Annotated in this window: 27 protein-coding genes, 2 tRNA genes and 1 pseudogene; 15 read left to right on the top strand and 15 right to left on the bottom strand. The window is 67.6% G+C overall.

The window, feature by feature from the left end; translation table 11 throughout:
- From AC5Y36_RS04965 to AC5Y36_RS05000, 8 genes and pseudogenes are all read right to left on the bottom strand, one after another.
- On the bottom strand, positions 1–803 hold an 803-nt coding region (locus AC5Y36_RS04965; RefSeq protein WP_500039755.1), incomplete at its 3' end, for an HpcH/HpaI aldolase/citrate lyase family protein.
- Positions 800–1,373: pseudogene (locus AC5Y36_RS04970) on the bottom strand (MaoC family dehydratase). The pseudogene AC5Y36_RS04970 and the gene AC5Y36_RS04965, both read right to left, overlap by 4 nt.
- Positions 1,370–2,536 (bottom strand): acyl-CoA dehydrogenase family protein, encoded by a 1,167-nt coding sequence (locus AC5Y36_RS04975; protein WP_500039756.1) that lies wholly within the window; start codon positions 2,534–2,536, stop codon positions 1,370–1,372. Before AC5Y36_RS04975 ends, AC5Y36_RS04970 begins: the two are co-directional and overlap by 4 nt.
- Entirely contained in the window at positions 2,533–4,524 is a 1,992-nt protein-coding gene (locus AC5Y36_RS04980; RefSeq protein WP_500039757.1) for an acetyl/propionyl/methylcrotonyl-CoA carboxylase subunit alpha, read from the bottom strand. Before AC5Y36_RS04980 ends, AC5Y36_RS04975 begins: the two co-directional genes overlap by 4 nt.
- 5 nt (positions 4,525–4,529) lie before the next feature.
- Positions 4,530–6,113, bottom strand: coding sequence for a carboxyl transferase domain-containing protein (locus AC5Y36_RS04985; protein WP_500039948.1), 1,584 nt, complete (start codon positions 6,111–6,113; stop codon positions 4,530–4,532).
- Positions 6,107–6,757 carry a 3-oxoacid CoA-transferase subunit B gene (locus tag AC5Y36_RS04990; protein ID WP_500039758.1) on the bottom strand — a complete coding sequence of 217 codons (651 nt, stop codon included), beginning with the start codon at positions 6,755–6,757 and terminating at the stop codon, positions 6,107–6,109. Before AC5Y36_RS04990 ends, AC5Y36_RS04985 begins: the two co-directional genes overlap by 7 nt.
- Positions 6,754–7,497, bottom strand: coding sequence for a CoA transferase subunit A (locus tag AC5Y36_RS04995; RefSeq protein ID WP_500039949.1), 744 nt, complete (start codon positions 7,495–7,497; stop codon positions 6,754–6,756). Before AC5Y36_RS04995 ends, AC5Y36_RS04990 begins: the two co-directional genes overlap by 4 nt.
- A 76-nt stretch (positions 7,498–7,573) precedes the next feature.
- Positions 7,574–9,190 carry an AMP-binding protein gene (locus AC5Y36_RS05000; protein WP_500039759.1) on the bottom strand — a complete coding sequence of 539 codons (1,617 nt, stop codon included), beginning with the start codon at positions 9,188–9,190 and terminating at the stop codon, positions 7,574–7,576.
- 76 nt (positions 9,191–9,266) lie between these two features.
- On the opposite strand from AC5Y36_RS05000, the gene AC5Y36_RS05005 reads away from it, so the two are divergent.
- Positions 9,267–9,947 (top strand): SACE_7040 family transcriptional regulator, encoded by a 681-nt coding sequence (locus AC5Y36_RS05005; protein WP_500039760.1) that lies wholly within the window; start codon positions 9,267–9,269, stop codon positions 9,945–9,947.
- Between the two features lie 7 nt (positions 9,948–9,954).
- A complete protein-coding gene (locus AC5Y36_RS05010; RefSeq protein ID WP_500039761.1) occupies positions 9,955–10,662 on the top strand; it encodes an MmpS family transport accessory protein in 708 nt (235 codons plus the stop codon).
- A 5-nt stretch (positions 10,663–10,667) separates the two neighbouring features.
- Here the strand turns inward: AC5Y36_RS05010 and AC5Y36_RS05015 are convergent, their stop codons facing one another.
- On the bottom strand, positions 10,668–11,351 hold the full coding sequence (locus tag AC5Y36_RS05015; RefSeq protein ID WP_500039762.1) for a sensor domain-containing protein: 684 nt from the start codon (positions 11,349–11,351) through the stop codon (positions 10,668–10,670).
- 10 nt (positions 11,352–11,361) lie between these two features.
- Positions 11,362–12,675 carry an MFS transporter gene (locus AC5Y36_RS05020; RefSeq protein ID WP_500039763.1) on the bottom strand — a complete coding sequence of 438 codons (1,314 nt, stop codon included), beginning with the start codon at positions 12,673–12,675 and terminating at the stop codon, positions 11,362–11,364.
- 23 nt (positions 12,676–12,698) lie between these two features.
- On the opposite strand from AC5Y36_RS05020, the gene cmrA reads away from it, so the two are divergent.
- A complete protein-coding gene (gene cmrA / locus AC5Y36_RS05025) occupies positions 12,699–13,505 on the top strand; it encodes a mycolate reductase (protein WP_500039764.1) in 807 nt (268 codons plus the stop codon).
- An 80-nt stretch (positions 13,506–13,585) separates the two neighbouring features.
- On the opposite strand, the gene AC5Y36_RS05030 is transcribed toward cmrA, so the two are convergent.
- Positions 13,586–15,163, bottom strand: coding sequence for a helicase HerA-like domain-containing protein (locus tag AC5Y36_RS05030; protein ID WP_500039765.1), 1,578 nt, complete (start codon positions 15,161–15,163; stop codon positions 13,586–13,588).
- 74 nt (positions 15,164–15,237) lie between these two features.
- Here AC5Y36_RS05030 and orn point away from each other — a divergent pair, with 74 nt between their 5' ends.
- Positions 15,238–15,894 (top strand): oligoribonuclease, encoded by a 657-nt coding sequence (orn, locus tag AC5Y36_RS05035; protein ID WP_500039766.1) that lies wholly within the window; start codon positions 15,238–15,240, stop codon positions 15,892–15,894.
- A gap of 41 nt (positions 15,895–15,935) precedes the next feature.
- Positions 15,936–16,008: transfer RNA gene (locus tag AC5Y36_RS05040), tRNA-His, on the top strand.
- 51 nt (positions 16,009–16,059) lie between these two features.
- Here AC5Y36_RS05040 and AC5Y36_RS05045 read toward each other — a convergent pair.
- Positions 16,060–16,542: a hypothetical protein gene (locus AC5Y36_RS05045; RefSeq protein ID WP_500039767.1), complete on the bottom strand. Its 483-nt coding sequence runs from the start codon at positions 16,540–16,542 to the stop codon at positions 16,060–16,062.
- Positions 16,543–16,628: 86 nt separating this feature from the next.
- Here AC5Y36_RS05045 and AC5Y36_RS05050 point away from each other — a divergent pair, with 86 nt between their 5' ends.
- Positions 16,629–17,588: an NAD(P)H-dependent flavin oxidoreductase gene (locus AC5Y36_RS05050; protein WP_500039768.1), complete on the top strand. Its 960-nt coding sequence runs from the start codon at positions 16,629–16,631 to the stop codon at positions 17,586–17,588.
- Between the two features lie 12 nt (positions 17,589–17,600).
- On the opposite strand, the gene AC5Y36_RS05055 is transcribed toward AC5Y36_RS05050, so the two are convergent.
- Together AC5Y36_RS05055 and AC5Y36_RS05060 are read right to left on the bottom strand one after the other, a co-directional pair.
- Entirely contained in the window at positions 17,601–18,437 is an 837-nt protein-coding gene (locus AC5Y36_RS05055; protein WP_500039769.1) for an alpha/beta hydrolase, read from the bottom strand.
- A complete protein-coding gene (locus tag AC5Y36_RS05060; protein WP_500039770.1) occupies positions 18,434–19,801 on the bottom strand; it encodes a cytochrome P450 in 1,368 nt (455 codons plus the stop codon). The genes AC5Y36_RS05055 and AC5Y36_RS05060 overlap by 4 nt, the downstream gene beginning before the upstream one ends.
- Positions 19,802–19,955: 154 nt before the next feature.
- Here AC5Y36_RS05060 and AC5Y36_RS05065 point away from each other — a divergent pair, with 154 nt between their 5' ends.
- Complete coding sequence (locus tag AC5Y36_RS05065; RefSeq protein ID WP_500039771.1) at positions 19,956–21,071, top strand: helix-turn-helix transcriptional regulator; 1,116 nt, start codon at positions 19,956–19,958, stop codon at positions 21,069–21,071.
- Between the two features lie 36 nt (positions 21,072–21,107).
- Complete coding sequence (locus AC5Y36_RS05070; protein WP_500039772.1) at positions 21,108–22,019, top strand: NHL repeat-containing protein; 912 nt, start codon at positions 21,108–21,110, stop codon at positions 22,017–22,019.
- Between the two features lie 8 nt (positions 22,020–22,027).
- Here the strand turns inward: AC5Y36_RS05070 and AC5Y36_RS05075 are convergent, their stop codons facing one another.
- A complete protein-coding gene (locus tag AC5Y36_RS05075; RefSeq protein ID WP_500039773.1) occupies positions 22,028–23,245 on the bottom strand; it encodes a L,D-transpeptidase in 1,218 nt (405 codons plus the stop codon).
- Between the two features lie 165 nt (positions 23,246–23,410).
- On the opposite strand from AC5Y36_RS05075, the gene AC5Y36_RS05080 reads away from it, so the two are divergent.
- From AC5Y36_RS05080 to AC5Y36_RS05110, 7 genes are all read left to right on the top strand, one after another.
- Positions 23,411–23,483: transfer RNA gene (locus tag AC5Y36_RS05080), tRNA-Lys, on the top strand.
- A 113-nt stretch (positions 23,484–23,596) separates the two neighbouring features.
- Positions 23,597–23,761, top strand: a complete 165-nt coding sequence (locus AC5Y36_RS05085; protein ID WP_500039774.1) for a hypothetical protein — start codon at positions 23,597–23,599, stop codon at positions 23,759–23,761.
- A 73-nt stretch (positions 23,762–23,834) separates the two neighbouring features.
- Positions 23,835–24,074, top strand: a complete 240-nt coding sequence (locus AC5Y36_RS05090; protein ID WP_500039775.1) for a hypothetical protein — start codon at positions 23,835–23,837, stop codon at positions 24,072–24,074.
- A 73-nt stretch (positions 24,075–24,147) separates the two neighbouring features.
- Positions 24,148–24,429 (top strand): hypothetical protein, encoded by a 282-nt coding sequence (locus tag AC5Y36_RS05095; RefSeq protein WP_500039776.1) that lies wholly within the window; start codon positions 24,148–24,150, stop codon positions 24,427–24,429.
- The gene (locus AC5Y36_RS05100; protein WP_500039777.1) at positions 24,426–24,668 is read left to right on the top strand and encodes a hypothetical protein; all 243 of its coding nucleotides are present in this window, start codon (positions 24,426–24,428) and stop codon (positions 24,666–24,668) included. The genes AC5Y36_RS05095 and AC5Y36_RS05100 overlap by 4 nt, the downstream gene beginning before the upstream one ends.
- On the top strand, positions 24,665–24,835 hold the full coding sequence (locus AC5Y36_RS05105) for a hypothetical protein (RefSeq protein ID WP_500039778.1): 171 nt from the start codon (positions 24,665–24,667) through the stop codon (positions 24,833–24,835). Before AC5Y36_RS05100 ends, AC5Y36_RS05105 begins: the two co-directional genes overlap by 4 nt.
- 519 nt (positions 24,836–25,354) lie before the next feature.
- Positions 25,355–25,768 carry a hypothetical protein gene (locus tag AC5Y36_RS05110; RefSeq protein ID WP_500039779.1) on the top strand — a complete coding sequence of 138 codons (414 nt, stop codon included), beginning with the start codon at positions 25,355–25,357 and terminating at the stop codon, positions 25,766–25,768.
- The last annotated feature ends 20 nt before the right edge of the window (positions 25,769–25,788 follow it).

Below are 25,788 nucleotides of genomic sequence, written 5' to 3' on the forward strand. Positions count from 1 at the left end.
TCCGCGCGCCGCAGAATGGCCTCGGCGTGCCGCAGCACCGGGGAGTCCACCATCTGGCCTTCGAACGCGAACACGCCGCGCTCGGTCTTCGCGGCCTCCAGCACCCGGCGCGCCCAGTCGACCTTGTCCGGCACCGGGCGGTAGGCGTTGCGTACCACCGGGATCTGGGTCGGATGGATGCACACGGTGGCGTCGAAGCCGACCGCGGCACCGTCGAGGGCCTCGGCCTCCAGCCCCGCCAGGTCGCCGATATCCAGGTGCACGGCATCCAGCGCGGCCCGCCCGAACGTGGATGCCGCCAGCAGCGCGGTGGAGCGCACATGCCGGGCCACGTCGCGATACCCGCCGTCGGCGCGCCGACTGGACCCGCCGCCGAGGGCGGCGACCAGGTCCTCGGCGCCCCACATCAGCGCGACGGTGTTGTCGGCAGCGGCGATCTCGGTGACGAATACCGCCGCGCGCGGCGTCTCGATCAACGCGATCACCGCGCGCGGCGCCAGCGCGGTGACCTGCACCGCCGACTCGGTCTTGGCCAGCATCACCGTGGTGTAGGCGGTGCCGGCCAGCGCTTGCAGGTCACGGGCCTGGTCGTCGGTGCCGGCCGGGTTGACCCGCACCACGGTGCGTGCCGGATCCAGCGGAGTGTCCAGCAGCGCCTGCCGCGCCGCCGGCCGATCCGCGGCGGCGACGCCGTCCTCCAGATCCAGGATCACCACGTCGGCGGCGGCAGCAGCCTTGGCGAAGCGTTCCGGGCGATCGGCCGGGCAGAACAGCCAGGCCGGGCCCGCGGCAGCCAGATTCATGCGCCGGCCCCGGTCGGGTTCTTGCGGACCAGGGTGGTGCGCACCGCGCGGGCCACCACGTCGCCGTGCTGATTGCGTCCGAGGTGCTCGAGGGTGACGATGCCCTCCCCGGGACGGCTCTTGGACTCCCGCTTGTCGGTGCACACCGTCTCGGCGTACAGGGTGTCGCCGTGAAACACCGGTTTGGGGAAGCTCACCTCGGAGAAGCCCAGGTTGGCCACGATGGTGCCCAGGGTCAGCTGCGCGACCGACAGCCCGACCAGGGTGGACAGCGTCAGCATCGAGTTCACCAGCCGCTCACCGCGAAACCCGGGCTGCTCTGCCGCCCACGCCGCATCCAGATGCAACGATTGGGTGTTCATCGTCAGCGTGGTGAACAGCACGTTGTCGGCTTCGGTCAGGGTGCGTCCGGGCCGGTGCGCGTAGGTGGTTCCGATCTCGTACTCCTCGAACCACAGCCCGCGCTGCTCGACGGTCTTACTCATGCCCACTCCCCCCGTCGAGACGGAATTCCGCGACGCGACACGCCGACGACGCGTCGCAGGGTTCCGGGTCAACGGTCCTACTCATGCCAGGCCCAGCGATCGCGCGATCAGCATCAGCTGTACTTCGGTTGTGCCCTCGCCGATCTCGAGGATCTTGGAATCCCGATAATGGCGGGCCACCGGGTATTCGTTGATGAACCCGTAGCCGCCGTGGATCTGGGTGGCGTCGCGGGCGTTGTCCATCGCCGCCTCCGAGGAGATCATCTTGGCGATCGCCGCCTCCTTCTTGAACGGCTTGCCCGCCAACATCTTCGCGGCGGCGTCGTAGTAGGCGGTGCGCGCGACGTGAGCGCGCGCCTCCATCCGGGCGATCTTGAAGCTGATGGCCTGATAGGAGCCGATGGTCTGGCCGAACGACTCCCGCTCGCCGGCGTACTTGACGCTTTCGTCGACGCAGCCCTGCGCCACCCCGGTGGCCACCGCGGCGATCGCGATCCGGCCCTCGTCGAGGATGGACAGGAAATTCGCGTAACCCCGGCCTTGTTCACCGAGCAGATTGCCGTGCGGGACGCGGGCGTCGTCAAACGACAGCGGGTGGGTGTCCGAGGCGTTCCAGCCCACCTTGTTGTAGGCCGGCTCCACGGTGAAACCCGGTGTGCCGGCGGGGACGATGATCGTGGAGATCTCTTTCTTCCCGTCCGGCCGGGTTCCGGTGACGGCGGTGACGGTCACCAGCGAGGTGATGTCGGTGCCGGAGTTGGTGATGAACTGCTTGGTCCCGTTGATCACCCAGGAATCGCCGTCGAGGCGCGCGGTGGTGCGGGTGCCCCCGGCATCGGAGCCCGCGCCCGGCTCGGTCAGCCCGAAGCCGGCCAGCGCGCGACCGGCAACCAGATCCGGCAGCCAGGTCTGCTTTTGTTCCTCGTTGCCGAACCGGTAGATCGGCATGGCACCCAAGCCGACCCCGGCCTCCAGGGTCATCGCGACCGACTGGTCGACCTTGCCGAGTTCCTCCAACGCGAGCGCCAGCGCGAAGTAGTCGCCGCCCATGCCGCCGTACTGCTCGGGGAACGGCAGGCCGAACAGGCCCATCTCCCCCATCTTGGCGATCACCTCGTAGGGGAAGCTGTGTTCCTCATCGTGTTTGGCGGACACCGGCGCGACCACAGTGCGCGCGAAGTCGGCCACCGTGTCGCGCAGTTCCTGGTATTCCTTCGGCAGCACACCGGCCGTCATCGTCGTTGTCATGACTTCTCCTCCTGTTGCTCGGGAACCAGCCGGGCCAGCACCTGATCGACGGCGACCTGATCGCCGACCGACACCAGCACGTCCGCGCGGCCCGAGATCGGCGCGCTCAGCGTGTGTTCCATCTTCATCGCCTCGACCACCACGACGGCGGCCCCTTCACTGACCTGATCGCCGCTGGTGACGTGCACCGCGATGACGCTGCCCGGCATCGGGCTGAGGATCTCGGCCTGACGGGGGCCTGTGGTCCGGTGCACCCTGACTTCATCGGCCTCCCGAATGTGCCAGGTGCCCCGTTCGTCGGTGATCCACAGTTGGCTGTTCGCCTCGGCCACACCGTACCGTCGCCGCACCCCGTCCACGGTCACCGTCAGCGCACCCTGGCTCAGTTCGGCTTGCGCGCTCCAGATCTCGCCGTCACCGACCTGCACGCGGGCCGACGCCGCCAACCCCCACACCGACACGGTCTCCGCGCGCAGCGGGGTCTGCATCTCGGTGCGGACCGGTGCGCCGCCCCCCATCCGCCATCCGCTCGGTGCGGCCCACAGACCGCCCCGGGTGCGGCGGGCCTGGGATGCCAGCGCGCACTGGCGGTACAGCCCGGCCGCGGCCAGCACATCGTCAGGCGCGGGCATCGGCGCGAAATCCGCCACCCGGTGGTCGAGCAGCGCGGTGTCTAGGTCGCCATCGATCACCCGCTGGTCGGCCAGCAGGAAGCGCAGGAACTCGATGTTGGTCTGCACCCCCAGCACCGCGGTGCGCGCCAACGCCTGATCCAAACGCACCAGGGCTTCCGCGCGGTCGCCGCCATGAGCGATCACCTTGGAAAGCATCGGGTCGTAGTCGCTGCCCACCACCGTGCCCGGCTGCAGCGAGGAATCCACCCGCACACCGGGCCCGTCGGGTTCGGACAGGTCGAGCACCGTCCCGCCGGTGGGCAGGAATTCACGCGCCGGGTCCTCGGCGTAGATGCGGGCTTCGATGGCGTGTCCGTGCAGCTCGATGTCGTCCTGCGCCAGCGTGAGCTTCTCTCCGGCGGCCACCCGCAGTTGCCACTCCACCAGGTCCAGGCCGGTGATCGCCTCGGTGACCGGGTGTTCCACCTGCAGCCGGGTGTTCATCTCCATGAAGAAGAACTCGTCGGGGCGCTCGGCGGAGACGATGAACTCGACGGTGCCGGCGCCGACGTAGTCGACGCTGCGGGCGGTATCGCAGGCCGCGGCGCCGATCCGTGCCCGCGTCTGCGGGTCCAGCAGCGGTGACGGTGCTTCCTCGATGACCTTCTGGTGGCGGCGCTGCAGGCTGCATTCCCGCTCACCCAGGTGCACCACGTTGCCCTGGGTGTCGGCCAGGATCTGCACCTCGATGTGCCTGGGGCGCAGCACGAACCGCTCCAGGAATAGGGTGTCGTCGCCGAACGCCGACGCCGCCTCGCGGCGCGCGGTCACCAGCGCGTCGCGCAGCCGGGCCGGATCGTCGACCATGTGCATGCCCTTGCCGCCGCCGCCCGCCGACGGCTTCACCAGCACCGGATAGCCGACGTCGTCCGCGGCCCCGACCAGTTCGTCATCGCTCAGGCCGGGTCGGGCCAGGCCCGGCACGACCGGTACGTCAAAGGCGGAGACGGCGTTCTTGGCGGCGATCTTGTCGCCCATCACCTCGATGGCCCGCGCCGGCGGCCCCACGAACACGACACCGGCGCGCTCACAGGCCGCCGCGAAAGCGGCGTTCTCCGAAAGGAACCCGTATCCGGGGTGAATCGCCTGGGCGCCGGTGGCCGCGGCGGCCGCCAGCACCTTGTCCGCGTCGAGGTAACTGTCCCGCGCCGGCGCCGCACCCAGGCGCACCGCGGTGTCGGCCTCACGCACATGGTGAGCGCCGGCGTCGGCGTCGCTGTACACCGCGACCGATCGGATCCCCAGCCGACGCAGGGTACGGATCACCCGCACCGCGATCTCGCCGCGATTGGCCACCAGCACGGTATTGAACATGCCGCTCACATCCGGAATACGCCGTAGGAAATCGGCTCCAGCGGTGCGTTCGCGCACACCGCCAGCGCCAGACCCAGGACCGTTCTGGTCTCGGCCGGGTCGATGATGCCGTCATCCCAGAGCCGCGCCGTCGAGTAGTACGGATTACCCTGCGCCTCATACTGATCCCGGATCGGACTCTTGAAGGTTTCTTCGTCGTCGGCGCTCCACGGTTTGCCTGCCGCCTCGAGCTGTTCGCCGCGCACGGTCGCCAGCACCGAGGCGGCCTGCTCGCCGCCCATCACCGAGATCCGCGCGTTGGGCCACATCCACAAGAACCGCGGCGAATACGCCCGCCCGCACATCGAATAGTTCCCGGCGCCGTAGGACCCGCCGATCACCACGGTCAGTTTCGGCACCCGCGCGCAGGCCACCGCGGTGACCATCTTGGCGCCGTGCTTGGCGATGCCGCCGGCCTCGTAATCGCGGCCCACCATGAACCCGGCGATGTTCTGCAAGAACAGCAGCGGCGTATTGCGCTTGTCGCACAGTTCGATGAAGTGCGCTCCCTTGACGGCGGATTCGCCGAACAGGACGCCGTTGTTGGCGATGATGCCAACCGGGTGGCCGTGGATGCGGGCGAACCCGGTCACCAGCGTCTTGCCGTATTCGGCTTTGAACTCCGCGAATTCGCTGCCGTCGACCAGGCGGGTGATCACCTCGTGAACGTCGTAGGGAACTCGTGGGTCCGGTGGCACCACCGCGTAGAGGTCGGTCTGGGGGTACTTGGGGTCGACGGTGCGGGTGATCTCCCACGGGCTGGGTTGGCGCGGGCCGAAGCTGGACACGATGCGCCGCACGATCCGCAGCGCGTGTTCGTCGTCGTCGGCGAGGTGGTCGGTGACCCCGGAGATGCGCGAGTGCAGTTCCCCGCCACCGAGTTCCTCGGCGGTGACGATCTCCCCGGTGGCGGCTTTGACCAGCGGCGGGCCACCCAGAAAGATGGTGCCCTGATCGCGGACGATGACGGCTTCATCGCTCATCGCCGGCACGTAGGCACCACCGGCCGTGCAGGATCCGAGCACCGCCGCGATCTGCGGGATGCCCTGGGCGCTCATCGTCGCCTGGTTGTAGAAGATCCGGCCGAAATGTTCCCGGTCGGGGAACACCTCGTCCTGGCGGGGCAGGAACGCGCCGCCGGAGTCGACCAGATACAGACACGGCAGCCGGTTGCCCAGCGCCACTTCCTGGGCGCGCAGGTGCTTTTTCACCGTCATCGGGTAATAGGTACCGCCTTTGACGGTGGCGTCGTTGGCCACGATCACGCATTCGCGACCCGATACCCGCCCGATCCCGGTGATGATGCTGGCGCCCGGGCATTCGTCGTCGTACATGCCGTCGGCGGCCAGTGGAGACAGCTCCAAGAACGCACTACCGGGATCCAGCAGCCGGTCCACCCGGTCGCGGGGCAGCAGCTTGCCGCGGTCGACGTGCCGTTGCCGGGCGCGGTCGTTGCCGCCGCGTGCGGCAGCGGCCAGCTTGGTGTGCAGTTCGGCCACCAGGCGGGTGTGTTCGTCGGCGAAGGTCGCCGCGGTCGGAGCGCTCACGATGCAACCGGAAGCAGCAGCGGCGGCTCGGTTTTGGCGACGACCTCGTCGGTGGTGACGCCGGGCGCGGTTTCCACCAGGCGCAGCCCCTCGTCGGTGACGTCGATGACGGCCAGGTCGGTGATGATGCGGTTGACGCAGCGTGCCCCGGTCAGCGGCAGGGTGCAGGTCTCGACGATCTTGGCGGTGCCGTCCTTGGCGGTGTGTTCCATCATCACGATCACCCGACGTGCTCCGTGCACGAGGTCCATCGCGCCGCCCATGCCCTTGATCATCTTGCCGGGGATCATCCAGTTCGCCAGATCACCGACAGCCGAGACCTGCATGGCGCCCAGCACCGCGACGTCCAGGTGTCCGCCGCGGATAACGCCGAACGATGCCGACGACGAGAAGAACGACGCCCCCGCCAATGTGGTCACCGTTTCTTTTCCGGCGTTGATCAGGTCGGCGTCGATGGCGTCACGTTGCGGGTAGGGGCCGACGCCGAGGATTCCGTTTTCGGAATGCAGGACCACCGTCACACCCTCGGGGATGTGGTTGGGGATCAGGGTGGGCAGCCCGATGCCGAGGTTGACGTACTGACCGTCCTGCAACTCGGCGGCCACCCGGGCGGCCAGCTCATCGCGACTCCAACCGCCGGGGCTCATCGCACCGTCTCCTTCTCGATTCGCTTGACCGCGTCGGGCACGTGCACCACCCGATGCACGTGGATGCCCGGCGTGTGCACCTGCGCGGGGTCGATCTCGCCGGGCTCGACCAGATGCTCGACCTCCGCGATGGTGATCCGGCCCGCCGCGGCGCAGTCCGGGTTGAAGTTCGCGGCTGCCGCGCGGTAGACCAGATTTCCGTGCCGGTCGCCCTTCCAGGCGTGCACCAGCGCGAAATCGGTGCGGATGGCCCGCTCCAGAACGTAAGTGCGGCCGTCGAATTCGCGGGTCTCCTTGGGCGGGGACGCGACGGCGATGTCGCCGGACGGGCCGTAGCGCCACGGCAGCCCGCCGTCGGCGACCTGGGTGCCCACGCCGCTGGGGGTGTAGAACGCCGGGATCCCGGCCCCACCGGCGCGCAACCGCTCGGCCAGGGTGCCCTGCGGGGTGAGCTCGACCTCGAGTTCACCACCGAGGAACTGACGAGCGAATTCCTTGTTCTCGCCGACGTAGGAGCTGACGGTGCGCCGGATGCGCCCCTGCTGCAGCAATACGCCCAGCCCGATTCCATCGACGCCGCAGTTGTTGGAGACGGTCTCCAGATCACGTACGCCCAACTCGAGCAGCGCCTCGATCAGCGTTTCGGGAATCCCGCACAGCCCGAACCCTCCGACCGCCAGCGACGACCCGTCGGTCACGTCGGCCACGGCCTCTGCCGCCGTCGCCACGACCTTGTCCATCGCCACTCGAGCCTCCTCGGTTTTCAGTTAATATCGATTAACTGAGGTGAGAGAATACCATTCTCGCCCGCCGCTGTCAGCCGCCATCCAAATGCTCGATCGCCTGACTGCGCATGACGTCCTTGCGGACCTTGCCGGTGACCGTCATCGGGAACTCGTCGACGATGCGCAGGTACCGCGGGATCTTGAAATGCGCGATGCGCCCGCTGCAGAACTCACGCAGCGCCTCGATGGTCAGCGGCACCGCGCCGTCACGCAGGGTGATCACCGCCATCAGCTCTTCGCCGTACGTTTTATCGGGGACCCCGATGACCTGAACATCGACGATGTCGGGATGGCCGTAGAGGAACTCCTCGATCTCCCGCGGGTAGACGTTCTCCCCGCCGCGGATGACCATGTCCTTGATCCGCCCGGTGATCCGGACGTAGCCGTCGTCGTCCATCACCGCGAGATCCCCGGTGTGCATCCAGCCGTCGGCGTCGAGGACTTCAGCGGTTTTGTCCGGCTGGTTCCAGTACCCCGACATCACCGAGTAACCGCGGGTGCACAGTTCCCCGGTCGCCTCCCGCGGCACGGTCGCGCCGGTGGCCGGGTCGATCACCTTGATCTCCAGCTGTGGCCCCACCCGGCCCACGGTGCCCACCCGGCGCGCCAGCGAGTCGCCGGCGCGGGTCTGGGTGGATACCGGCGATGTCTCGGTCATTCCGTAGCAGATGGCCACCCCGGCCATGTGCATCCGCTCGATCACCGCCCGCATCACCGTCTCCGGGCAGGTCGAACCCGCCATGATCCCGGTGCGCAGACTGCTCAGGTCGAACTCGGCGAACTCCGGGGCCTCCAGCTCGGCGATGAACATGGTGGGCACCCCGTACAGGCTGGTGCAGGCCTCGTCGCGCACGGCGCCCAGCGTGGCCACCGGATCGAAGCCGGGTCCCGGGATCACCATGGCGGCGCCGTGGCTGGTGGCGGCGAGGTTTCCCATCACCATCCCGAAGCAGTGATAGAAGGGCACCGGGATGCAGATCCGGTCCGCCTCGGTGTATCCCAGCAGCTCCCCCACCAGGTAGCCGTTGTTGAGGATGTTGCGGTGTGTCAGGGTGGCGCCCTTGGGATGGCCGGTCGTACCCGAGGTGTACTGGATGTTGATCGGGTCGCGAGCGCTCAGCGTCGCCGCGATCGCCGCGAGCGCGGGCGGGTCGGCGGGTGTGCCGGCCAACGCATCCCAGCGCGCGCTGTCCAACAGCACCACCTCACGCAGGTCCGGGCACTGCGGCGCCACCTCGGCCAACATTGCGGCGTAATCGGAGGTTTTGAAGCTGGGGGCCGCGATCACCATCGCCGGGGTGGACTGCTGCAGCGCGAACTGCAGTTCGTGGGCGCGGTAGGCGGGGTTGAGGTTGACCAGCAGCGCCCCGACTTCGGCGGCGGCGTACTGCACCAGCACCCATTCCACGCAATTCGGCGACCAGATGGCCAGACGATCGCCCGGACCGATTCCCGCATGCAGCAATCCGGTCGCCAGCTGCTGCACGGAGACCGCCAGCTCCGCGTAGGTCCATCGCCGGCCCGCCGCGACATCGACCAGCGCATCACAGTTCGGGACCCGCGCGACGGTAGCGGCCAGATTGGCGCCGATCGTCGTCTCCAGCAGCGGAGGGTCGAACTCCCCGCGGGCGTAAGAATCCGCAGCCACTTCACTCCCGCTCGGGTTAATCACGACTAACCCATGTTAGGTTAGTAACGATTAACCGAACTGTCTAGGAGACGTTATGGCGACGTCTGCCCCAGCGGACCGCAGTGGCGACGCGGAAACCCCGAGCCGTCGCAGTCAGCTGAAATCAGACCGCCGAACCCAGCTGTTGTCGGCCGCCGAAAGGCTTTTCGCCGAGCGCGGGTTCCTGGCGGTGCGACTCGAGGACATCGGGGCGGCGGCCGGTGTCAGCGGTCCGGCGATCTACCGCCATTTCCCCAACAAGGAATCGCTCCTGGTCGAGTTGCTGGTCGGGATCAGCACCCGGTTGTTCACCGGCGCGCGCGATGTGCGGTCACGCCAATCCGAACCGGATGCCGTGCTGGGCGGTCTGATCGACTTTCACCTCGACTTCGTGTTGGGCGAGCCGGATCTGATCCGCATCCAGGACCGCGACCTGGCGCATCTGCCCGCCGCGGCGCTGCGGCAGGTACGCCGCGCGCAACGCCAGTACGTGGAGATCTGGGTGGGCGTGCTGCGCGAGCGGAACTCCGGGCTCGCCGAGACCGACGCCCGGCTGATGGCGCACGCGGTGTTCGGGCTGCTGAACTCGACGCCGCACAGTGTGAAGGCCGCCGAAGGCAGGCCGACGGAAACCACCCGTTCGCGGGCGATCATGCGGGCGATGACCGTTGCCGCGCTGACGGTGCACCGAGACGATCCCAACCCGTCCGGCACGCAGGTACCCTGCAACTCATGAGGTGGGCATGAGCAATCCGTATGAACCCGGGCGGTCGGGCTGGGAAGGCCCGGACTCCGAGCCGCCGACATACCAGTACCCCGATCCGGCGTATGCGAGCCAAGGTCCGGGGTACGGCTCCGGGTATCAACAGCCATACGGGTCCGGCTACGGCTCGCCGTCCGGGATGGAGCCCCCGTCGACCGGCAGCGAACCGCCTCCGCCGGAGCCGCCGAAATCACCGAAATGGCTGTGGGTTCTGGCCGCTGTAGCGGTCCTGTTGGTGGTGGGCATGGTCATCGCGTTGTTCCTCGCCAACGGTTCGAGCGACAAGACCGCCAGCGGCCCAACCGTTTCCGCGGCGCCCAGCACCAGGGCGGGCGGCACCACCACCCGCGTTCCGACGACGACGAAACGGCCGTCGAGCACGCCGTCGACGACCAGCACCTCGCCGAGCGCCAGCAGCGAACCGGGCACCGAGGAGACGGTCGCCTACAACGTCACCGGGACCGGCAAGGCGATCAGCATCATGTACACCGAATCCGACGGCGTGGTGCAGACCGCGTTCAACGTTCCGTTGCCGTGGAGCAAAGAAGTCACCCTGTCCTCATCGACGCCGGCCACCTTGACGGTCGCGAACTTCGGCGAGGAGATCACCTGCACCGTCACGGTGAACGGCGAGCAGGTGGCTCAGCGCACCGGGTCGATGCTGACGGTCTGCACCTCGAACGGGTAGCCGCCCTAGGCGGTGGAGTGCAGCAACTGCCCGATCTTCTCAATCCGGGCGGTGCTCAGCGCGGCGTTGTCGATGCTCCGATCCGGCGAACAGGTGACGATTTCCGAGATCACGTTCGCGATCGCGATGACGGAGAAATCGCAGATCCACCGGTCACCGCTCAGGGTCGTCGACCAGCGGGCCACCTCCGGTGCGGCGGCCACCAGCGGTGACGGGTCCACCGTGTACCGCTTGCGGTCATCGCCCCAGGCGCGCACCGGGCGCTGGCAGCCGGTGACCGTGCCGCGCACCGACGTCAGAAACGCGGCCGCGTCGAAGGAGTCCGGGTAGCTGGCCGCGACCTCCAACAGGTGGTGCTCGTTGGCGTGGTCGACCTGGGTGCGGGCTTCACGCCCGGTGTAGTCCGTCGGGAGAAGCGGGAACCTGCCGAACGCCGCTACCCCGTGACAGGCGGCCGGGTCGGCGCCGATGAACATCGCCGCCTGCATGTCGGTCTCGACCAGCGGGCTGCCCGGAGTCACCTCCAGCGACCCCGATGGCGTCAGCAGGTCCTCGAGTTGCGCCGGCCGCAGGACGCCGCGCGACGGGTCGCTGCGCTGCTCGGCGTGTGGGGTGCCGGCCACGACGGTGCCGCAGGCGGTGGCCAGCAGCGGGCACAGCCCGAGCATCATCCACCTGAGACCGATCACGGTTGAAACGCTACCGGTCCGGACGGGATGCTCGGCGCGGCGGAACGCGGACCGCCAGCATCGCCGCCAAGCCCAGCGCCAGTACCGTGCACAACCCGCCCATGCCGGCACGGTCGGCGTGGAACACGTCGACGAACAGCGAGAACAGCCACGGCGCCAGGAATGACACCGCGCGTCCGGTCATGGTGTACAGGCCGAAGGCCACGCCTTCCTTGCCGTCGGGCACCATCTGCAGCACCAGGGTGCGCGCCGAGGACTGCGCCGGGCCGATGAACAGGCACAGCACCAGGCCGCACACCCAGAATGCGGTCGGACCGTGCAGCGTCAGCAGGACGAGTCCGGCCGACAGGATCGCCGTCAGCGACCCGACGATCACGGGCTTGGACCCGATGCGGTGATCGAGCAGGCCGCCTGCCACCGCGCCGAGCGCGGCAACCACGCAGGCGGCCATCCCGAAGATCAGCACATCGGCCTTGGCGACCCCGTAGACAGTGACGCCGAGCACCGCACCGAAGGTGAATACCCCGGTCAGCCCGTCCCGGAAGACGGCGCTGGCCAGCAGGTAGTAGACCAGGTTGCGGTCGCGGCGCCATTCGGCGGTGATGTCCGCCCACAGCTGCCGGTAGCCGCCCCGCGGGCGCAGCTCGTGAGCGGGTGCCGGCAGCCGATGCGCGATCAGCAGCAGCGGCAGCGCGAACAACGTCAGCCAGGCCGCGGTCAGCAGCATCGAAAGCCGCACGTTGAGCCCTTCGTGGGTGGGCAGGTCGAGGAATCCGCGCTGCGCCCCGGTTCCGGCCATGAAGCCCAGGTAGACCAGCAGCAGCAACGCCACGTTGCCCGCGTAGCCGGATGCATAGCCGAACCCGGAGACCCGCCCGGCGTTGGCCGGCGTCGAAACCTGCCGCAGCATCGCGTTGTAGGGGACGGTGGCCAGATCACCGCAGGCCGCGGTCGCCGCCAACAGCGCCAGCCCCGCCCACAGGTAGCTCGGCTGGTCGCGGATCAGGCTCATCGCGCAGGTCAGCACCACCGCCAGACCGGTGAAGGTGGCCAACGCCAGCCGTCGGCGCGACGGTGCCGCCACCCACTCCCCGATCAGCGGTGCCAGCACCGCGACGGTGAATCCGGCGACCGCCAGGGCGCGGCCCAACCAACTGGCCGCCGACGCGCCGCCGGGCATGCCCCGGCCCACCGACGTCAGGTACACCGAGAACACGAACGTCACCACCACGGCGCCAAGGCCGGCCGCACCGCAGTCCCACAATGCCCACGCCAGCGCCGGTGAACGCAGAAAAGTGCGCGAACCCGACCCCGCGTCACTCATGGCTGGCACTCTACGATTGCGCCATGCCGATCCCCGCTCCCAGCCCCGATGCCCGTGCCGTCGTCACCGGAGCCTCCCAGGGCATCGGTGAGGCGCTGGCGACCGAGTTGGCCGCCCGCGGCCACCACCTGATCGTCACCGCGCGGCGCGAAGAGGTGCTCACCAACCTGGCCGCACGGTTGACCGAGAAGTACCAGGTGACCGTCGAGGTGCGCGCGGTCGACCTGGCCGACCCGGTAGCGCGCGGCCCACTGGTCGAGGAGTTGGCCGGGCGCAACGTCTCGATTCTGTGCGCCAACGCCGGCACCGGCACCTTCGGCCCGGTGGCAGAACTCGATGCAGAGGTCGAGCGCGCCCAGGTTCAGCTCAACGTCAACGCCGTGCACGATCTGGCGCTGGCGGTGCTGCCGGGCATGATCGCACGCGGCGCCGGTGGCATCCTGATTTCCGGCTCGGCCGCCGGGAACTCACCGATTCCCAACAACGCCACCTACGCCTCCACCAAGGCATTCGTGAACACCTTCAGCGAATCGCTGCGCGGCGAACTGCGCGGCACCGGGGTGCACGTCACGCTGCTGGCGCCCGGCCCGGTGCGCGCCGACGCGCCCGATCCCGCCGAGGCCTCGCTGATCGACAAGCTGATCCCGGACTTCCTGTGGATCTCGACGCAACACACGGCGAAGCTGTCGCTGGATGGGTTGGGCCGCAACAAGATGCGTGTCGTGCCCGGGGTGACATCCAAGGCGATGTCGGTCGCGGCGGGCTACACGCCGCGTGCGATCGTCACCCCGATTGTGGGCGTGGTCTACAAGAAGCTGGGCGGCGGCTAAGGCCCTTCGCGCCGAGTGTCGGGTTAGTGTACGCTCGCGCGTCGAATGCGTGACATAACCCGACATTCGGCAGACCGGACTCAGCGCCGGCGGCGACCGGTGCCCATCATGCCGCGGGTGATTTCGCGGCCCATCGCGGTGCCCGCCGAGCGCGCGAAGCTCTTGGCGGTGGAACTGGTGAAGATCCCCTTGAACCAGCGGCCCAATCGCGTCCACCAACGCAGCTTCTTGGGTTCGGCGGCCGGCGGCGGCGCATCCTTGCCGGTCCGCGGCGCCGGCGGCGCGTCGGCCGGCGCGAGCTTGGCGGACAGGATCTCGTAGGCCGACTCGCGGTCGATGGTCTGACCGTATTGGGCGTACAGCGGGCTGGCTTTGGCCGATGCGGTGATCGCGTCCGAACCGATGGCCGCCATCAACGACCGCGGCGCCCGCAGCCGGGTCCAGGCCACCGGCGTCGGTGCGCCGCGCTCGGAAAGCACCGTGACGACGGCCTCCCCGATACCCAGCGAGGTCAGCGCCGACTCCAGGTCGTAGACCGCGGTCTTCGGGTAGGTGCGCACCGTCTTGGTGAGCGCCTTCTGATCGTCGGGAGTGAACGCGCGGATGGCGTGCTGAATGCGGGCACCCAGCTGCGACAGCACCTCGTTGGGTACGTCGGTCGGCAACTGGGTGCAGAAGAACACCCCGACACCCTTGGAACGGATCAGCTTCACGGTCTGCTGGACCTGTTCGAGGAACGCCTTGGAGGCGTCGGTGAACAGCAGGTGAGCTTCGTCGAAGAAGAACACCAGCTTGGGCTTGTCCACGTCGCCGACCTCGGGCAACAGGGTGAACAGATCGGCCAGCACCCACATCAAGAACGTCGAGAACAGCACCGGGCGTGCGGCCTGATCGCCGAGTTCCAGCAGCGTGATGATGCCGCGGCCCTTCTCGTCGAGCCGGATCAGGTCCTTGGGGTCCAGCTCCGGCTCGCCGAAGAACGTGTCGGCGCCCTCGGCCTCCAGGTTGATCAGCGCGCGCAGGATGACACCCGCGGTCGCCGGCGAGACACCACCGATCGACTTGAGCTCGGCCTTGCCCTCCGGGCTGGTGAGGTGGGTGATCACCGACCGCAGGTCTTTCAGGTCCAGCAGCGCCAGACCCTGCTGGTCCGCCCAGTGGAAGATCAGCCCGAGGGTGGATTCTTGGGTGGCGTTGAGCCCCAACACCTTTGACAGCAGGATCGGACCGAAGCTGGAAATGGTGGCCCGGACCGGCACCCCGATTCCGTCGGCTCCCAGCGACAAGAACTCCACTGGGAAAGCGGTGGGCGTCCAGTCGTCGCCGGTGTCGGTGGCCCGCTCGGCGGCCTTTCCGCCGGCCTCCCCGGCCCGGGCCAGCCCGGACAGGTCGCCTTTGACGTCGGCCATCAGCACCGGGACCCCGGCCGCGGCCAGCTGCTCGGCGATCACCTGCAACGTCTTGGTCTTGCCGGTGCCGGTCGCGCCGGCGACCAGACCGTGCCGGTTGATGGTGGCCAGCGGGATGCGGATCTGGGCGGTCGGATCGACGCTGCCGTCCACCACGACGGTGCCCAGCTCGAGGGCCTGGCCTGCAACGGCGTAGCCGCCCGCGATCTGCTGTGCGGGAGTCGACGCCGGGTCAGCGGAGGAAGTCACAACCCACGACATTACTTGCCTTGGGGCCACCACGAGGGCGCGGCGGCTCGGCCAGCAGCTAACGTGGGCTAACTGTGAGCGCTGCACGAGACGAACTGGTCTGGATCGACTGCGAGATGACCGGGCTGGACCTGGGCTCGGACAAACTGATCGAGATCGCGGCCCTGGTCACCGACTCTGACCTGAACATTCTCGGCGACGGCGTCGACGTGGTGATCCACGCCGACGACGCCGCCCTGGACTCGATGATCGACATCGTCACCGCGATGCACACCCGCTCGGGGCTGATCGAGGAGGTGCGGGCGTCGACCGTCGACGTCGCCGCCGCCGAGGCAACCGTCCTGGACTACGTCCGCAGCCACGTCAAGCAGGCCAAGGTGGTGCCGCTGGCCGGCAACTCGATCGCCACCGACCGGGGCTTCATCGCCCGTGACATGCCGGCCCTGGACGCCTTCCTGCACTACCGGATGGTCGACGTCAGCTCGATCAAAGAGCTGTGTCGGCGTTGGTATCCGCGGATCTACTTCGGCCAGCCCGAGAAGGGTCTAGCGCACCGCGCCCTGGCCGATATTCACGAGTCCATCCGCGAGCTCAAGTACTACCGCGGTACCGCGTTCGTCCCCCAGCCCGGCCCGTCTACCAGCGACATCGCCGCGATCGCGGCGGAACTGGGTCCCCCGGACGCCGCGCCGGAGGAAAGCGATTCGGCCGCCGAGCACCCAAGCGGCTAGTATCGACGTCGCTGTGCGTCGGTTTGCGGCTCGCGGCGATGGTGGCTGTAGTTCAGTTGGTAGAGCACCAGGTTGTGATCCTGGATGTCGCGGGTTCGAGCCCCGTCAGCCACCCCGACCAGACACACCGCCTCACCTGCGGATACGTAGGTGAGGCGGTGTTCGTTAGCCGCGCATGTTGGCGAATGGCAGAGATCCGTAGTGCGCACGGAACTGCGCAATCAGTTCGGTCTCCGTCCTGCTGGCATCGATGTCATCGGTCACATACCAGCCGATCAAGAGGTCGCGGTGATCGGCCAACTGCCAGATTCGCCTGCCGCCAGAGTGTCCAACTGGTTCGCCGGCACCGAACCGCCGAAACTCGTCGAGCCGCTTGCGCAGCCCACGTCGGCCGGTGCCGCCCAGATTTGCCTTGCCGATATAGACGATCCGGGCGCCCGGTACCCACAGCTCATTCAGCTGTGTCACCGGAACCGTCGGGTGTTTGCCTTTGAAATACCCAGCGGGAGAAACGTCGAGGAAGATGGGGTTCGCATCGCTTGGTCGCGCGACGACATACACACCGGGACCCGTCGGTACCTCGGCGATCGGCAGCTGCGCAAAGGTGACCCAGCCGGAAAAGCCGGACAGGTCAATGGGATCGGTCACGCATCTGCCCCGAGCGGAATCGCCCCGACCAGAATCATGGTGTGATTCTGACAGCCTGATGCCTGATCCGACAAAGGAGCGCCACCATGGTGCACGCCACATCACTGACCGCGATGTTCGGGATCGAGCACCCGATGGTGCTGGCCCCGATGGCAGGTGCTGCCGGCGGCCGGCTGGCCAAGGCGGTCTCCGATGCCGGCGGGCTGGGCCTGGTCGGCGCCGGGTACGACGGGGTGGACGAGCTGAAACGCGAATTGGACCTGGCCGCCGGCACCGCGGTGGGTGTCGGTTTCATCACCTGGACGCTGGCCGCCGATCCCGGCCGGCTGCAGGCCGCGCTGGAACACCGTCCGGTGGCGGTGTGGCTGTCCTTCGGTGACCCCGCACCGTACATCCCGGCCATCCGCGCCGCGGGCGCCCGGCTCATCTGTCAGGTCCAGACCCTCGGGGATGCCCGTGCCGCCCTCGATGCGGGCGCCGACGTGCTCGTCGCCCAGGGAACCGAAGCCGGCGGGCACGGCGGTAATTCGCGTTCGACGTTCACGCTGGTTCCCGAGGTGGTGGACCTCGCGGCGGGAACCGGGGTGCCGGTGCTGGCCGCCGGCGGGGTGGCGGACGGGCGAGGGCTGGCCGCGGCACTCGCACTCGGCGCCGACGGAGTGGTGATCGGCAGCCGATTCGTCGCCAGCCGAGAAGCCCTGGTCTCCACTGCGGCACACGAACTCGTGCTGAGCACCACCGGCGACGACACCGTGCGCACCCACGTGTACGACGTGGCGCGTGGACTCACCTGGCCACCGGAGTACACCGGCCGACTGGTGCGCAACGCCTTCATAGATGCGTGGCACGGCGCGGAGGACCGCCTGGCCGCGCGGCTGCCCACACTCCGCGACAGCCTCAAAGACGCGGTGGAACACGACGATTTCCGCACCGCCAGTGTGCATATCGGCGAATCCGCCGGCCTGATCCACGATGTGCGTCCCGCCGCCGACATCGTGCGCGACATCGTCGCCGAGGCCGACCGGATCCTGGGCCGGTTGCGCTGAGTGCGTGCACGGCTAGAGGCCGCGTGCACCCAGCCAGTTGTCGATGCGCTCGGCCACCGCTTCCCAGCCGGGTTCGAGCATCATGTTGTGCCCCATACCGGGGAAGATCTCGGCGTCGGTGCCATAGCTGCGTGCCAGGGCGCGTTCCTCGGAGACGGTGAATGCGCCATCGTGTTCTGCACCCAGAACCAACAGCGGCGTGGTTACCTGCTTGGTTCTGACGGGATTCAGCATCAGTGCATCGAGGATCGCTCGCTGACTTTCCTCCTGCAGCAATGCTTTGTAGCGCATGATGTCGGCGTCGGGGGTCGTCGGCGAGTAGAGCATTTCCCGGACCTGTTCCGGCGTGGTGAACAGGTGCAGCGATCTGCCGGTGACATGAAATCTCAGCGCCAGCCAGGGATGTCGGAAGTTGAGGCGGCGCGCTGCGCCCAACGCCCCCCGAGCCGACATCGACGCCAGCAGCACCGCCGCGGACGCCGGCGTGGACTCCAAGTACTTCTGCACCACATAGCCGCCCATCGAGTGGCCGACCAGCACAGGCAAAGTGGACAGGGTGTCGGCCACCGATCGGACGTCCTGGACGTAGTCGGCACCCGAGCAGCCACGCAGCCGCTGCCGTAACGGGCTCTTCCCGTGACCACGCAGGCTTACCGCGATCGCGCGGTACCCCTTGTCGGCGAAGAATTCCAGGAAGTGTTCAGCCCAGCACCACGCACCGTGCCAGGCGCCGTGCACAAAAAGCAGCGGCGCGGCGTGGGCGTCGGTACTGACCCCGACGTCGAGGACTTCCAGCCGATCGGCCGCAGAGCGCTCCGGTAGATCCTGCGGTGCGGGCTGCGCCGTCACAGCAGTGCACCCTGACGTTGCGTGACACGGGCGTAGATCGGCTCAGCGGCGACGGTCGTGAAGGGTACCGCCACCGGGAATTCCTCGCTCACCGAGTCGAATTCGCAATGCCGCACACAGGTGGCCAGCGCAAGGGTGGCCTCCAGCATGGCGAAATGATCGCCGACACACTTGCGCGGTCCCCCGCCGAACGGCAGATACTGCCATCGGCTGCGGCCGGCGGAGTTCTGCGGGCTGAACCGGTCCGGGTCGAACTCCTCGGGGCGCTCCCACAACGCCGGATCACGGTGCAGCGCGTAGATGCCGACACCCACCAGCGACCCGGCGGGCACCCGGTAGCCGTCGACGGCGATGTCGCGCACCACCGTTCGCCCGTTCAGCGCGCCGGGCGGGCACAACCGCAGCGCTTCGTGCAGCACCTGCACGGTGTAGGGCAATCGGGCCACATCGTCGGGTGTCAGTTCGGCGCTGGAAAGCTCGGCGACCTCAGCCGCGACCCGTTGTTGGATGCCGGGATGATTACCCAGCGCCCATAGCGCGTAGGCCAACGTCGTTGCGGTGGTGTCATGGCCGGCCAGCATGAAAACGATGAGCTCGTCGCAGATCTCGCGGTCGGTCAACCCGCGACCGGTATCGGGGTCGCGAGCTTCCATCAACCCGCGCACCAGCGGTGCATCCCGCTCGGGTTCGGCACGGCAGGTGTTCAGGATGTCCTCGGCCACCCGGTGCAGGCGTGCACTGGCAACCCGTGCACGGTGACGCGCCGGGGTAGGTAGCCAACGCGGGGCCCGCACCGGGGCAAACGCGCGATCGGTGACGTACTCCTGCGCCACCCGCATCGGTTCAGCCAGCGCTGCGGCGCAGTCGTCGAGGTCGACGCCGAGCACCGAGCGCCCAAGCGCCCGCAACGTCAGCTTGCGGGACTCGGCGTCCAGATCGACCATCGTGCCATCGCGCCACCCGGCCACGACGACCTCCGCGGCCTGCGCCATGTGCCCGCCGAAGCCGCGGACCCGTTGCTTGGTGAACAACGGCTGTAATGTGCGGCGTCGCGGCAGCCATTGCTCGTTGCGGAGATCGAACAGGTTGGGCCCGAGCAGGTGGCGGATCTCGTCGTGCGCGGGCGCCCGGTCGACGTCACCGCTGCTGAGCACATCGTGCGCCCCCTGCGGCGACGTCACCAGCACCATCGGCGGCGTCAGCCAGCGCGGGGCCAGCATCAGTCGGGTCACCGGGCCGCCGGCATCGCGCAGTTTCTCGACCCCGGTGTGCATCTGCCGCACCTGCCGCACCTGCTGCCAATAGGGCAACGGATTCCGCGGCGCCAACGGCAGAGCGCCAACGTTGACGTCGTCCACGGTCATGGCGGTCAGCCAACCAGGCCCGATCCCGTGTCGCGTCATCCAAACGGTTGAGATTTGGAGTATGCGGGATCATTGTGAACAAGAGACGGTTGGGTGCACAATTTCCCTATCGTGGGAGAGCTATCCCTTAGATGGGAGTCCTGGAATGCCGGCGATGGCCACGCTCGACGACTTCTCGCGGATCACCGCGGCCGTCTACAGTGCGGTGACGACGCCCGAGAACTGGGCGACGGCGCTGGGCGATCTTCGCCGCACCCTCGACGCCAAGACCTGCGCGCTGATACAGGCCGGCGAGACGGGCCGCTCGGTCCAGGCCGCGGACCTGCCAGCGGAGGTGCGCGCCGACTACGAGCAGTACTACCACCAGATCGACTATGTGCTCGAGGCGGTCGAGCACAGCCCACTCGGCGTGCTCCGGGACGGACAATCGCTGGTGGCGTTGCAGGCCAAATCGGAGTTCCACCTGGACTGGTTGCGCCCCCTGGAAATGACGGACGGCTTGTTCGTGCGACTCACCAACGGCCCGGCGCCGCTGCTGCTCCTGGCCGCCGGGTCGCGGCCCCCGAAGCCGTTCGTTCCGCTGTTCGGTGCCCTGGTGCCGCATCTGCAGCAGGCGCTGCGCAGCCAGGCGCACCTCGAGGACCTACGCCGGCGCACCGAGTATCTCGGCACCGTCACCCAGGCGTTGCGCCAAGCGATCATCGTGGTCGACGCCGAATCCCACGTCGTGTACGCCAACGCCGCCGCCGAGGATGTTCTGCGCCGCGCCGACGGGCTCCGGATGCGCGATCGACGACTCGAAGCGGTGGCGGCCAGCACCGACACCGCACTCCAGCACAATATTCAAGCCGCGGCGGCACCCAAAGACGCTCAGCCCCACGGAAATTCGCTGTTGTGCACCCGGCCCTCGGACCTGCGCCCCTATGTCGTCGAGGTCCTGCCGATCGAGCCGGTCTCCGACCCGTACTGCGCCAGACGCGCGATGGTCGTCATCGTCGATCCGGATCATGAATCCGAAACACCCGCAGTGCTGTTGCGCCGCCACTACGGTCTCACCGCCGGCGAAACCGACATCGCACTGATGGTGCTGCAGTATGGCGGCATCAAAGACATCGCCGAGCGGCTGTCGTTGTCACCGGCCACCGTCAAGACGCACCTGCAGCACATCTTCGACAAGACCGGCACCCATCGCCAGGCCGATCTCGTCCGGCTGCTGCTCGGATTGCGCTCGCCCTACCGAATGGCCTCCGCGACGGCTGCCACCGGATAGTCTCCTTCATCGCAGGGCCGATAAAGGAGCACTGGTATGGCAACAAGCCGGCGCCACCGGGTCCACACCTCCCTCTGCGTCGCCATCGCCTCGGTGCTCGTGACGCTGGTGGGATGCGGTCCGGCCACGCCAGGACCGGTGACCGCAACAACCGGTCGGCCCGTCCAGTTCTCGGGACCAACCGAATTGCCGCTCACCGGCCTCAAACGCCCGACCGGCGTGGCGGTCGACGGCGCTGGCAACGTCTACGTCGCAGACGCCGGCAACCACCGGGTGCTGAGGCTTGCGGCCGGATCGACCCAGCAGACCGAGTTGCCGTTCCGCGGGCTGGAAAACCTCACCGGTTTGGCGGTCGACGCCGCCGACAACATCTACGTCACCCATTTCACCGACGGCTACCCCGGCGTCGGGAAAGTGGTGATGTTGGCTGCCGGCTCCACCAAGCAGACCGAGCTACCGTTCACCGGACTGGTCGACCCCCGCGGGGTCGCGGTGGACACGACAGGAAACGTCTACGTCGCCGACCGACGCAAGCATTCCGTGGTCATGCTGGCCATCGAGACCGGCAGCCAAACCGATGTGCCGTTCACCGGACTCAGTTTTCCGGGGGGCGTGGCGGTCGACGCTGCCGGCAACGTCTATGTCACCGACTCCGGAGCCCCGGACAACACGGTGGCCAAGATGACGGCCGGGTCCACCAGCCAGACCGTGCTGCCCTTCACCGGCCTCAGCCAGCCCTACGGTGTCGCGGTCGGACGCGACGGCACCGTCTACATCACCGACGGCAACACCCGCAAAGTGCTGGCGGTGCCACCCGGCGCAACCACCCAGAGCGAGTTGCCGTTCGGCGGTGTCAACTCCCCCGAGGGCCTCGCGGTCGACGCCGCCGGCAACGTCTACGTCGCCGACGCCATGGGCGCCAGCGTGCTGAAACTGACTGCGAGATAGCCGCAGGCTCAGTCGTTGGCGTTGCCGGCCTTCCACTGATCCCAGGGGATATTCCAGTCGCCGAGCCCCTCGGTGCCCGGCAATGTCGGACCCACCGTGTTGACGATCTGCACGACATCACCGCGCTTGACGTGGTCGTAGAACCACTCCGCGTTCGAGTTGCTGACGTTGAGGCAGCCGTGGCTGGTGTTGCTGTGTCCTTGGGCGCCGACCGACCACGGCGCGGCGTGCACGAAAATCCCGCTGTAGGAGATCTGCGTCGCCCAGTCCACATCGGTACGATATCCGTTGGGCGAGTTCACCGGAACGCCGTAGGTCGACGAGTCCATGATGATGTGCTTGAACCGCTCACCGACCAGGTAGGTGCCGTTGTCGGTCGGCGTACTGTCCTTGCCCATCGAAGTCGGCATCACCTTGGCGACCTCGCCGTTGATCCGCACGGTGATCATCTTGGTGGTGTCGTCGGCGGTCGCGATCACCTCGTCGCCGATGCTGAAGTGCTGAACCACGTTGTCCTGGCCGAAGACTCCGTCACCCAGATCGACCCCGTACGCGTTGACCGCTACCTCCACCGTCGTGCCCGGCTTCCAGAAACTCTGCGGCCGCCAACGTACTTCGCGGTTGTTCAGCCAGTAGAACGCTCCGTCAACGGGCGGATTGGCCGTGATCTTGATGGCCTTCTGAGCCGCCAGGCGGTCGGTGATGCTCTCGTCGAACCGGATCGCCACCGGCTGACCCACACCCACGACCTCGCCGTCCTGAGGCATCACGTAGGGCATGGTGAGGTTGGCCGGCGACTGAGTCCGAAACGAGATCTGCTTGCTGGTCGCGCCGCCGAGCCCCAACGATTGCGCGTTGAGTGTGTAGTGCTTGTTGAAGCCGAGCGGTTCGTTGGTCTGCCAGGTCAGCCCGTCCGGGCTGAGCTGACCACTGACCGCCCTGCCGCTCTCGTTGACCATGGTGACCGCGCCCAGCACACCGTCTTCGGCGGTCACCGTCACCGGCGCATCCACCCCCACGTCAACGGCGCCATCAGTGACTGAGGCGGTCAGCTTGGGGACCAGCAGGTCAGCGAACGGAGTGCCCTTGTCGGTGATGACCTGCGCCGGCGCGGGCGCCTCGTCGTGGCTGCAGGCGCTCAGGCCGAGTACCAGCGCGGGCACCGCAACCAGCGCCCACCAGGGTCGACGCCCACCCCGCGGGGCCATCGATCCAACCTGCGACATTCTTCCCCACCTCGCACTCGGCATGATTTCTGGCAATAGTCTAAAGGCCGTTGCGGCATGCTGCGACCGCTGACGAACGCCATGCCCTCCGACCTGGCCTGGCACCGGGAATTCGCCACCCGCTGCCGCGCCTGTTATTCTCGCACTCGCGGTTTAGGCCGCACCGCGCCGTTAGCTCAGTTGGTAGAGCAGCTGACTCTTAATCAGCGGGTCGGGGGTTCGAAGCCCTCACGGCGCACAGGTCAGGACGGGTTTTCGAAAACCACTTCACCCCAAACTTCTCCCTATCGCGTTGATGCGATTCCCGACAAGACGCCTTTCCGCGTCGGCTCCCAGGACTACGCTCGCGACATGGACGCGTCTATCACCCGCGCCGAGCTGCTGGCCGCGTTCACGGAAGCCGAAGCCTACGTGTGCGAACCGCGGCAACGGTGGCTGTCGCCGGGCCAGCGCGACGCCGCCGCATACAACTTCGTTCGCACGTGGCTCAATATCCCGGAGGTGTCCCATGTCTAGCCAGGTCGATGTGACCGTTGTCGACAGTCCCCCGACGGTCCGCGTCTGGCGCGGCAGGGCGGGGTTCGTCACCATGACCAAGGACGAGCGCTGGGAGTGGGGTTCGAACGGCGACGGCACGTGGTTTGCGCGGCCTCGCTTCGTCCGTACCGGCCACCTCGGCAATGGACAGAATTTGCCCACCGCTCGCGAGGCGCAATGGTGGGCCGAGTATTGCGATGACAATCCTGGCGCCCACTGTAATTGGGCGATTCATTCACTGATGGACATGCGTCTGGATTGGGCGCGAGAAGAGGCTACAAAGAATGTCTAACCACGCCTGCCCCCGCTGCGGCTTGGAGTCGACATGCACCCACGGCACTTGGCCGGATCGGCACCCGATCTGCGTGACAGTTGGTGCACTGACGGCCCTGGTGTTCATGTCGATGATGCTGAGCGTGTATTCCGCCGCCGGTTGGTCGGTGATCGCCGTCTGCATCGCCAGCTACGGCTGGGTGCGGTTCGATCGCGAACGTCAACGCCGTGCCGCCCTGGCTGCACGCGCCGACTGGGAACACCACCAGCTGATGGCACTTCCACCCGTGCGCCTGCCGAGCGCGCCACCACGACGCCCGCGCGGGGCGTCACACTTCGCCTCCACAACACCGATGAGGAAGGTTGCACGATGAAACGCTGCATCTATCTGGTTGGGCTGGTCGCAATGCTCGGCCTGGGGCTGGCCGTTGCACCCGCCGCCAGCGCTGACCCTGGCCCCGGTCCCGGCATGTGCCAGTTCCTCGGGGCGTCGTACCCGATCTACTACCCGTGCGACGAGTATCAGCCGTGGCTACCGTACGGGACGGTGGGCAATCCGCCGGCGGGTGGTTCGCCGATGATGCCTGGGCCGACGTCGGGGCACGGGCAATGAGTGATATGTCGTGGTATGAGTCGAAGTTTCGGGAGAACTTCGGCGACGATGAATGGTCGTATTGCCTGTATGTCTTGTCGATTGCGACGTGGATGGCACCGTTGATTGCCCTGGCATTCATGATGGCCGATTCGATTGACAACGCAATCAAGGAGGTTGACCGGTGAAGCGCGTACTCGCGGCCTTGTCCTTTGTCGCACTGCTCACCGCCCCTGTTGCCAGCGCCGAACCGCCGGGACTTGACCCGCATACCCCGATCTACCCGTCGAACTGTGCGGGCGGCGTCACCGGTCCGTACGGCTTCAAGTTTTGCGAGGGTGAACACTACCCTGACGGCACATTCTGGCGCATCTACATCGGCACGGGGTTCGGGGTGGACAGGTCGCCGCAGTGCGTGACGGAAGCGGGAGAACCTGCGCCAGCTGGCGGGTGCGGAGGGAAGTCGTGAGTGAATGCGATACCTACTGGCGCACGCACGGCTGCGGTTTGCCGATCGGACACGACGGCTCACACATGTGTTGTCCGCGCATCGGCGAAGCAGGACGCTGCCAGATAGTCAACTGCGACGATGACGATTGCACAGATGCAGAGGTCTGTCATAACCACACACCGCAATCCGGGGACCGACTGTACCGACTTGACGGTGCGACCATCGGCTACGCCTAGGAAAGACGCCGAGGGGATTTGTGACAACATCCATCGACTACGTCCTGTACCGGATCTACGACGACGCGGGCATCCTGCTGTTCATCGGTTCAACAACGAACCCGGCCCTGAAGTTCAATCATCACGATGGCGGTAAGCCGTGGTGGCAGGCTGCCGCCCAGGTTCATTTGGAACGCGTCGGTGAGCTGAAAGAGTTGCGGCGCAGGGAACGCGACGCGATCGACAGCGAACAGCCCCGATACATGCCGTCGGTGAAGCGTCGTCCTGCACGCCGGGCACGTGGCCGTGGGAGCGTATTTCAACGCGCTGACGGTATGTGGGTGGCCTGCATCGAAACACACGCATCGGATGGGCGCCGCAGGCAACGACGCCGATACGCCAAGGATCGCGTGATGGCAGAGAAGCTGTTAGACGAACTCAAGCATGAGGATTGAGCGCCCCTCTGACGCCGGAA

Source organism: Mycobacterium sp. NGS50, assembly GCF_059812545.1.

Bases quoted from the DNA above. Each gene is read 5' to 3' on its own strand.
- AC5Y36_RS05075 (WP_500039773.1), bottom strand. From the start codon at position 23,245: ATGTCGCAGGTTGGATCGATGGCCCCGCGGGGTGGGCGTCGACCCTGG.
- AC5Y36_RS05050 (WP_500039768.1), top strand. From the start codon at position 16,629: ATGGTGCACGCCACATCACTGACCGCGATGTTCGGGATCGAGCACCCG.
- AC5Y36_RS05060 (WP_500039770.1), bottom strand. From the start codon at position 19,801: ATGACCGTGGACGACGTCAACGTTGGCGCTCTGCCGTTGGCGCCGCGG.
- AC5Y36_RS05085 (WP_500039774.1), top strand. From the start codon at position 23,597: ATGGACGCGTCTATCACCCGCGCCGAGCTGCTGGCCGCGTTCACGGAA.
- AC5Y36_RS04990 (WP_500039758.1), bottom strand. From the start codon at position 6,757: ATGAGCCCCGGCGGTTGGAGTCGCGATGAGCTGGCCGCCCGGGTGGCC.
- AC5Y36_RS04995 (WP_500039949.1), bottom strand. From the start codon at position 7,497: ATGGACAAGGTCGTGGCGACGGCGGCAGAGGCCGTGGCCGACGTGACC.
- AC5Y36_RS04980 (WP_500039757.1), bottom strand. From the start codon at position 4,524: ATGTTCAATACCGTGCTGGTGGCCAATCGCGGCGAGATCGCGGTGCGG.
- cmrA (WP_500039764.1), top strand. From the start codon at position 12,699: ATGCCGATCCCCGCTCCCAGCCCCGATGCCCGTGCCGTCGTCACCGGA.
- AC5Y36_RS05090 (WP_500039775.1), top strand. From the start codon at position 23,835: ATGACCAAGGACGAGCGCTGGGAGTGGGGTTCGAACGGCGACGGCACG.
- AC5Y36_RS05105 (WP_500039778.1), top strand. From the start codon at position 24,665: ATGAGTGATATGTCGTGGTATGAGTCGAAGTTTCGGGAGAACTTCGGC.
- AC5Y36_RS05005 (WP_500039760.1), top strand. From the start codon at position 9,267: ATGGCGACGTCTGCCCCAGCGGACCGCAGTGGCGACGCGGAAACCCCG.
- AC5Y36_RS05010 (WP_500039761.1), top strand. From the start codon at position 9,955: ATGAGCAATCCGTATGAACCCGGGCGGTCGGGCTGGGAAGGCCCGGAC.
- AC5Y36_RS05065 (WP_500039771.1), top strand. From the start codon at position 19,956: ATGGCCACGCTCGACGACTTCTCGCGGATCACCGCGGCCGTCTACAGT.
- AC5Y36_RS04975 (WP_500039756.1), bottom strand. From the start codon at position 2,536: ATGACAACGACGATGACGGCCGGTGTGCTGCCGAAGGAATACCAGGAA.
- AC5Y36_RS05020 (WP_500039763.1), bottom strand. From the start codon at position 12,675: ATGAGTGACGCGGGGTCGGGTTCGCGCACTTTTCTGCGTTCACCGGCG.
- AC5Y36_RS05070 (WP_500039772.1), top strand. From the start codon at position 21,108: ATGGCAACAAGCCGGCGCCACCGGGTCCACACCTCCCTCTGCGTCGCC.
- AC5Y36_RS05100 (WP_500039777.1), top strand. From the start codon at position 24,426: ATGAAACGCTGCATCTATCTGGTTGGGCTGGTCGCAATGCTCGGCCTG.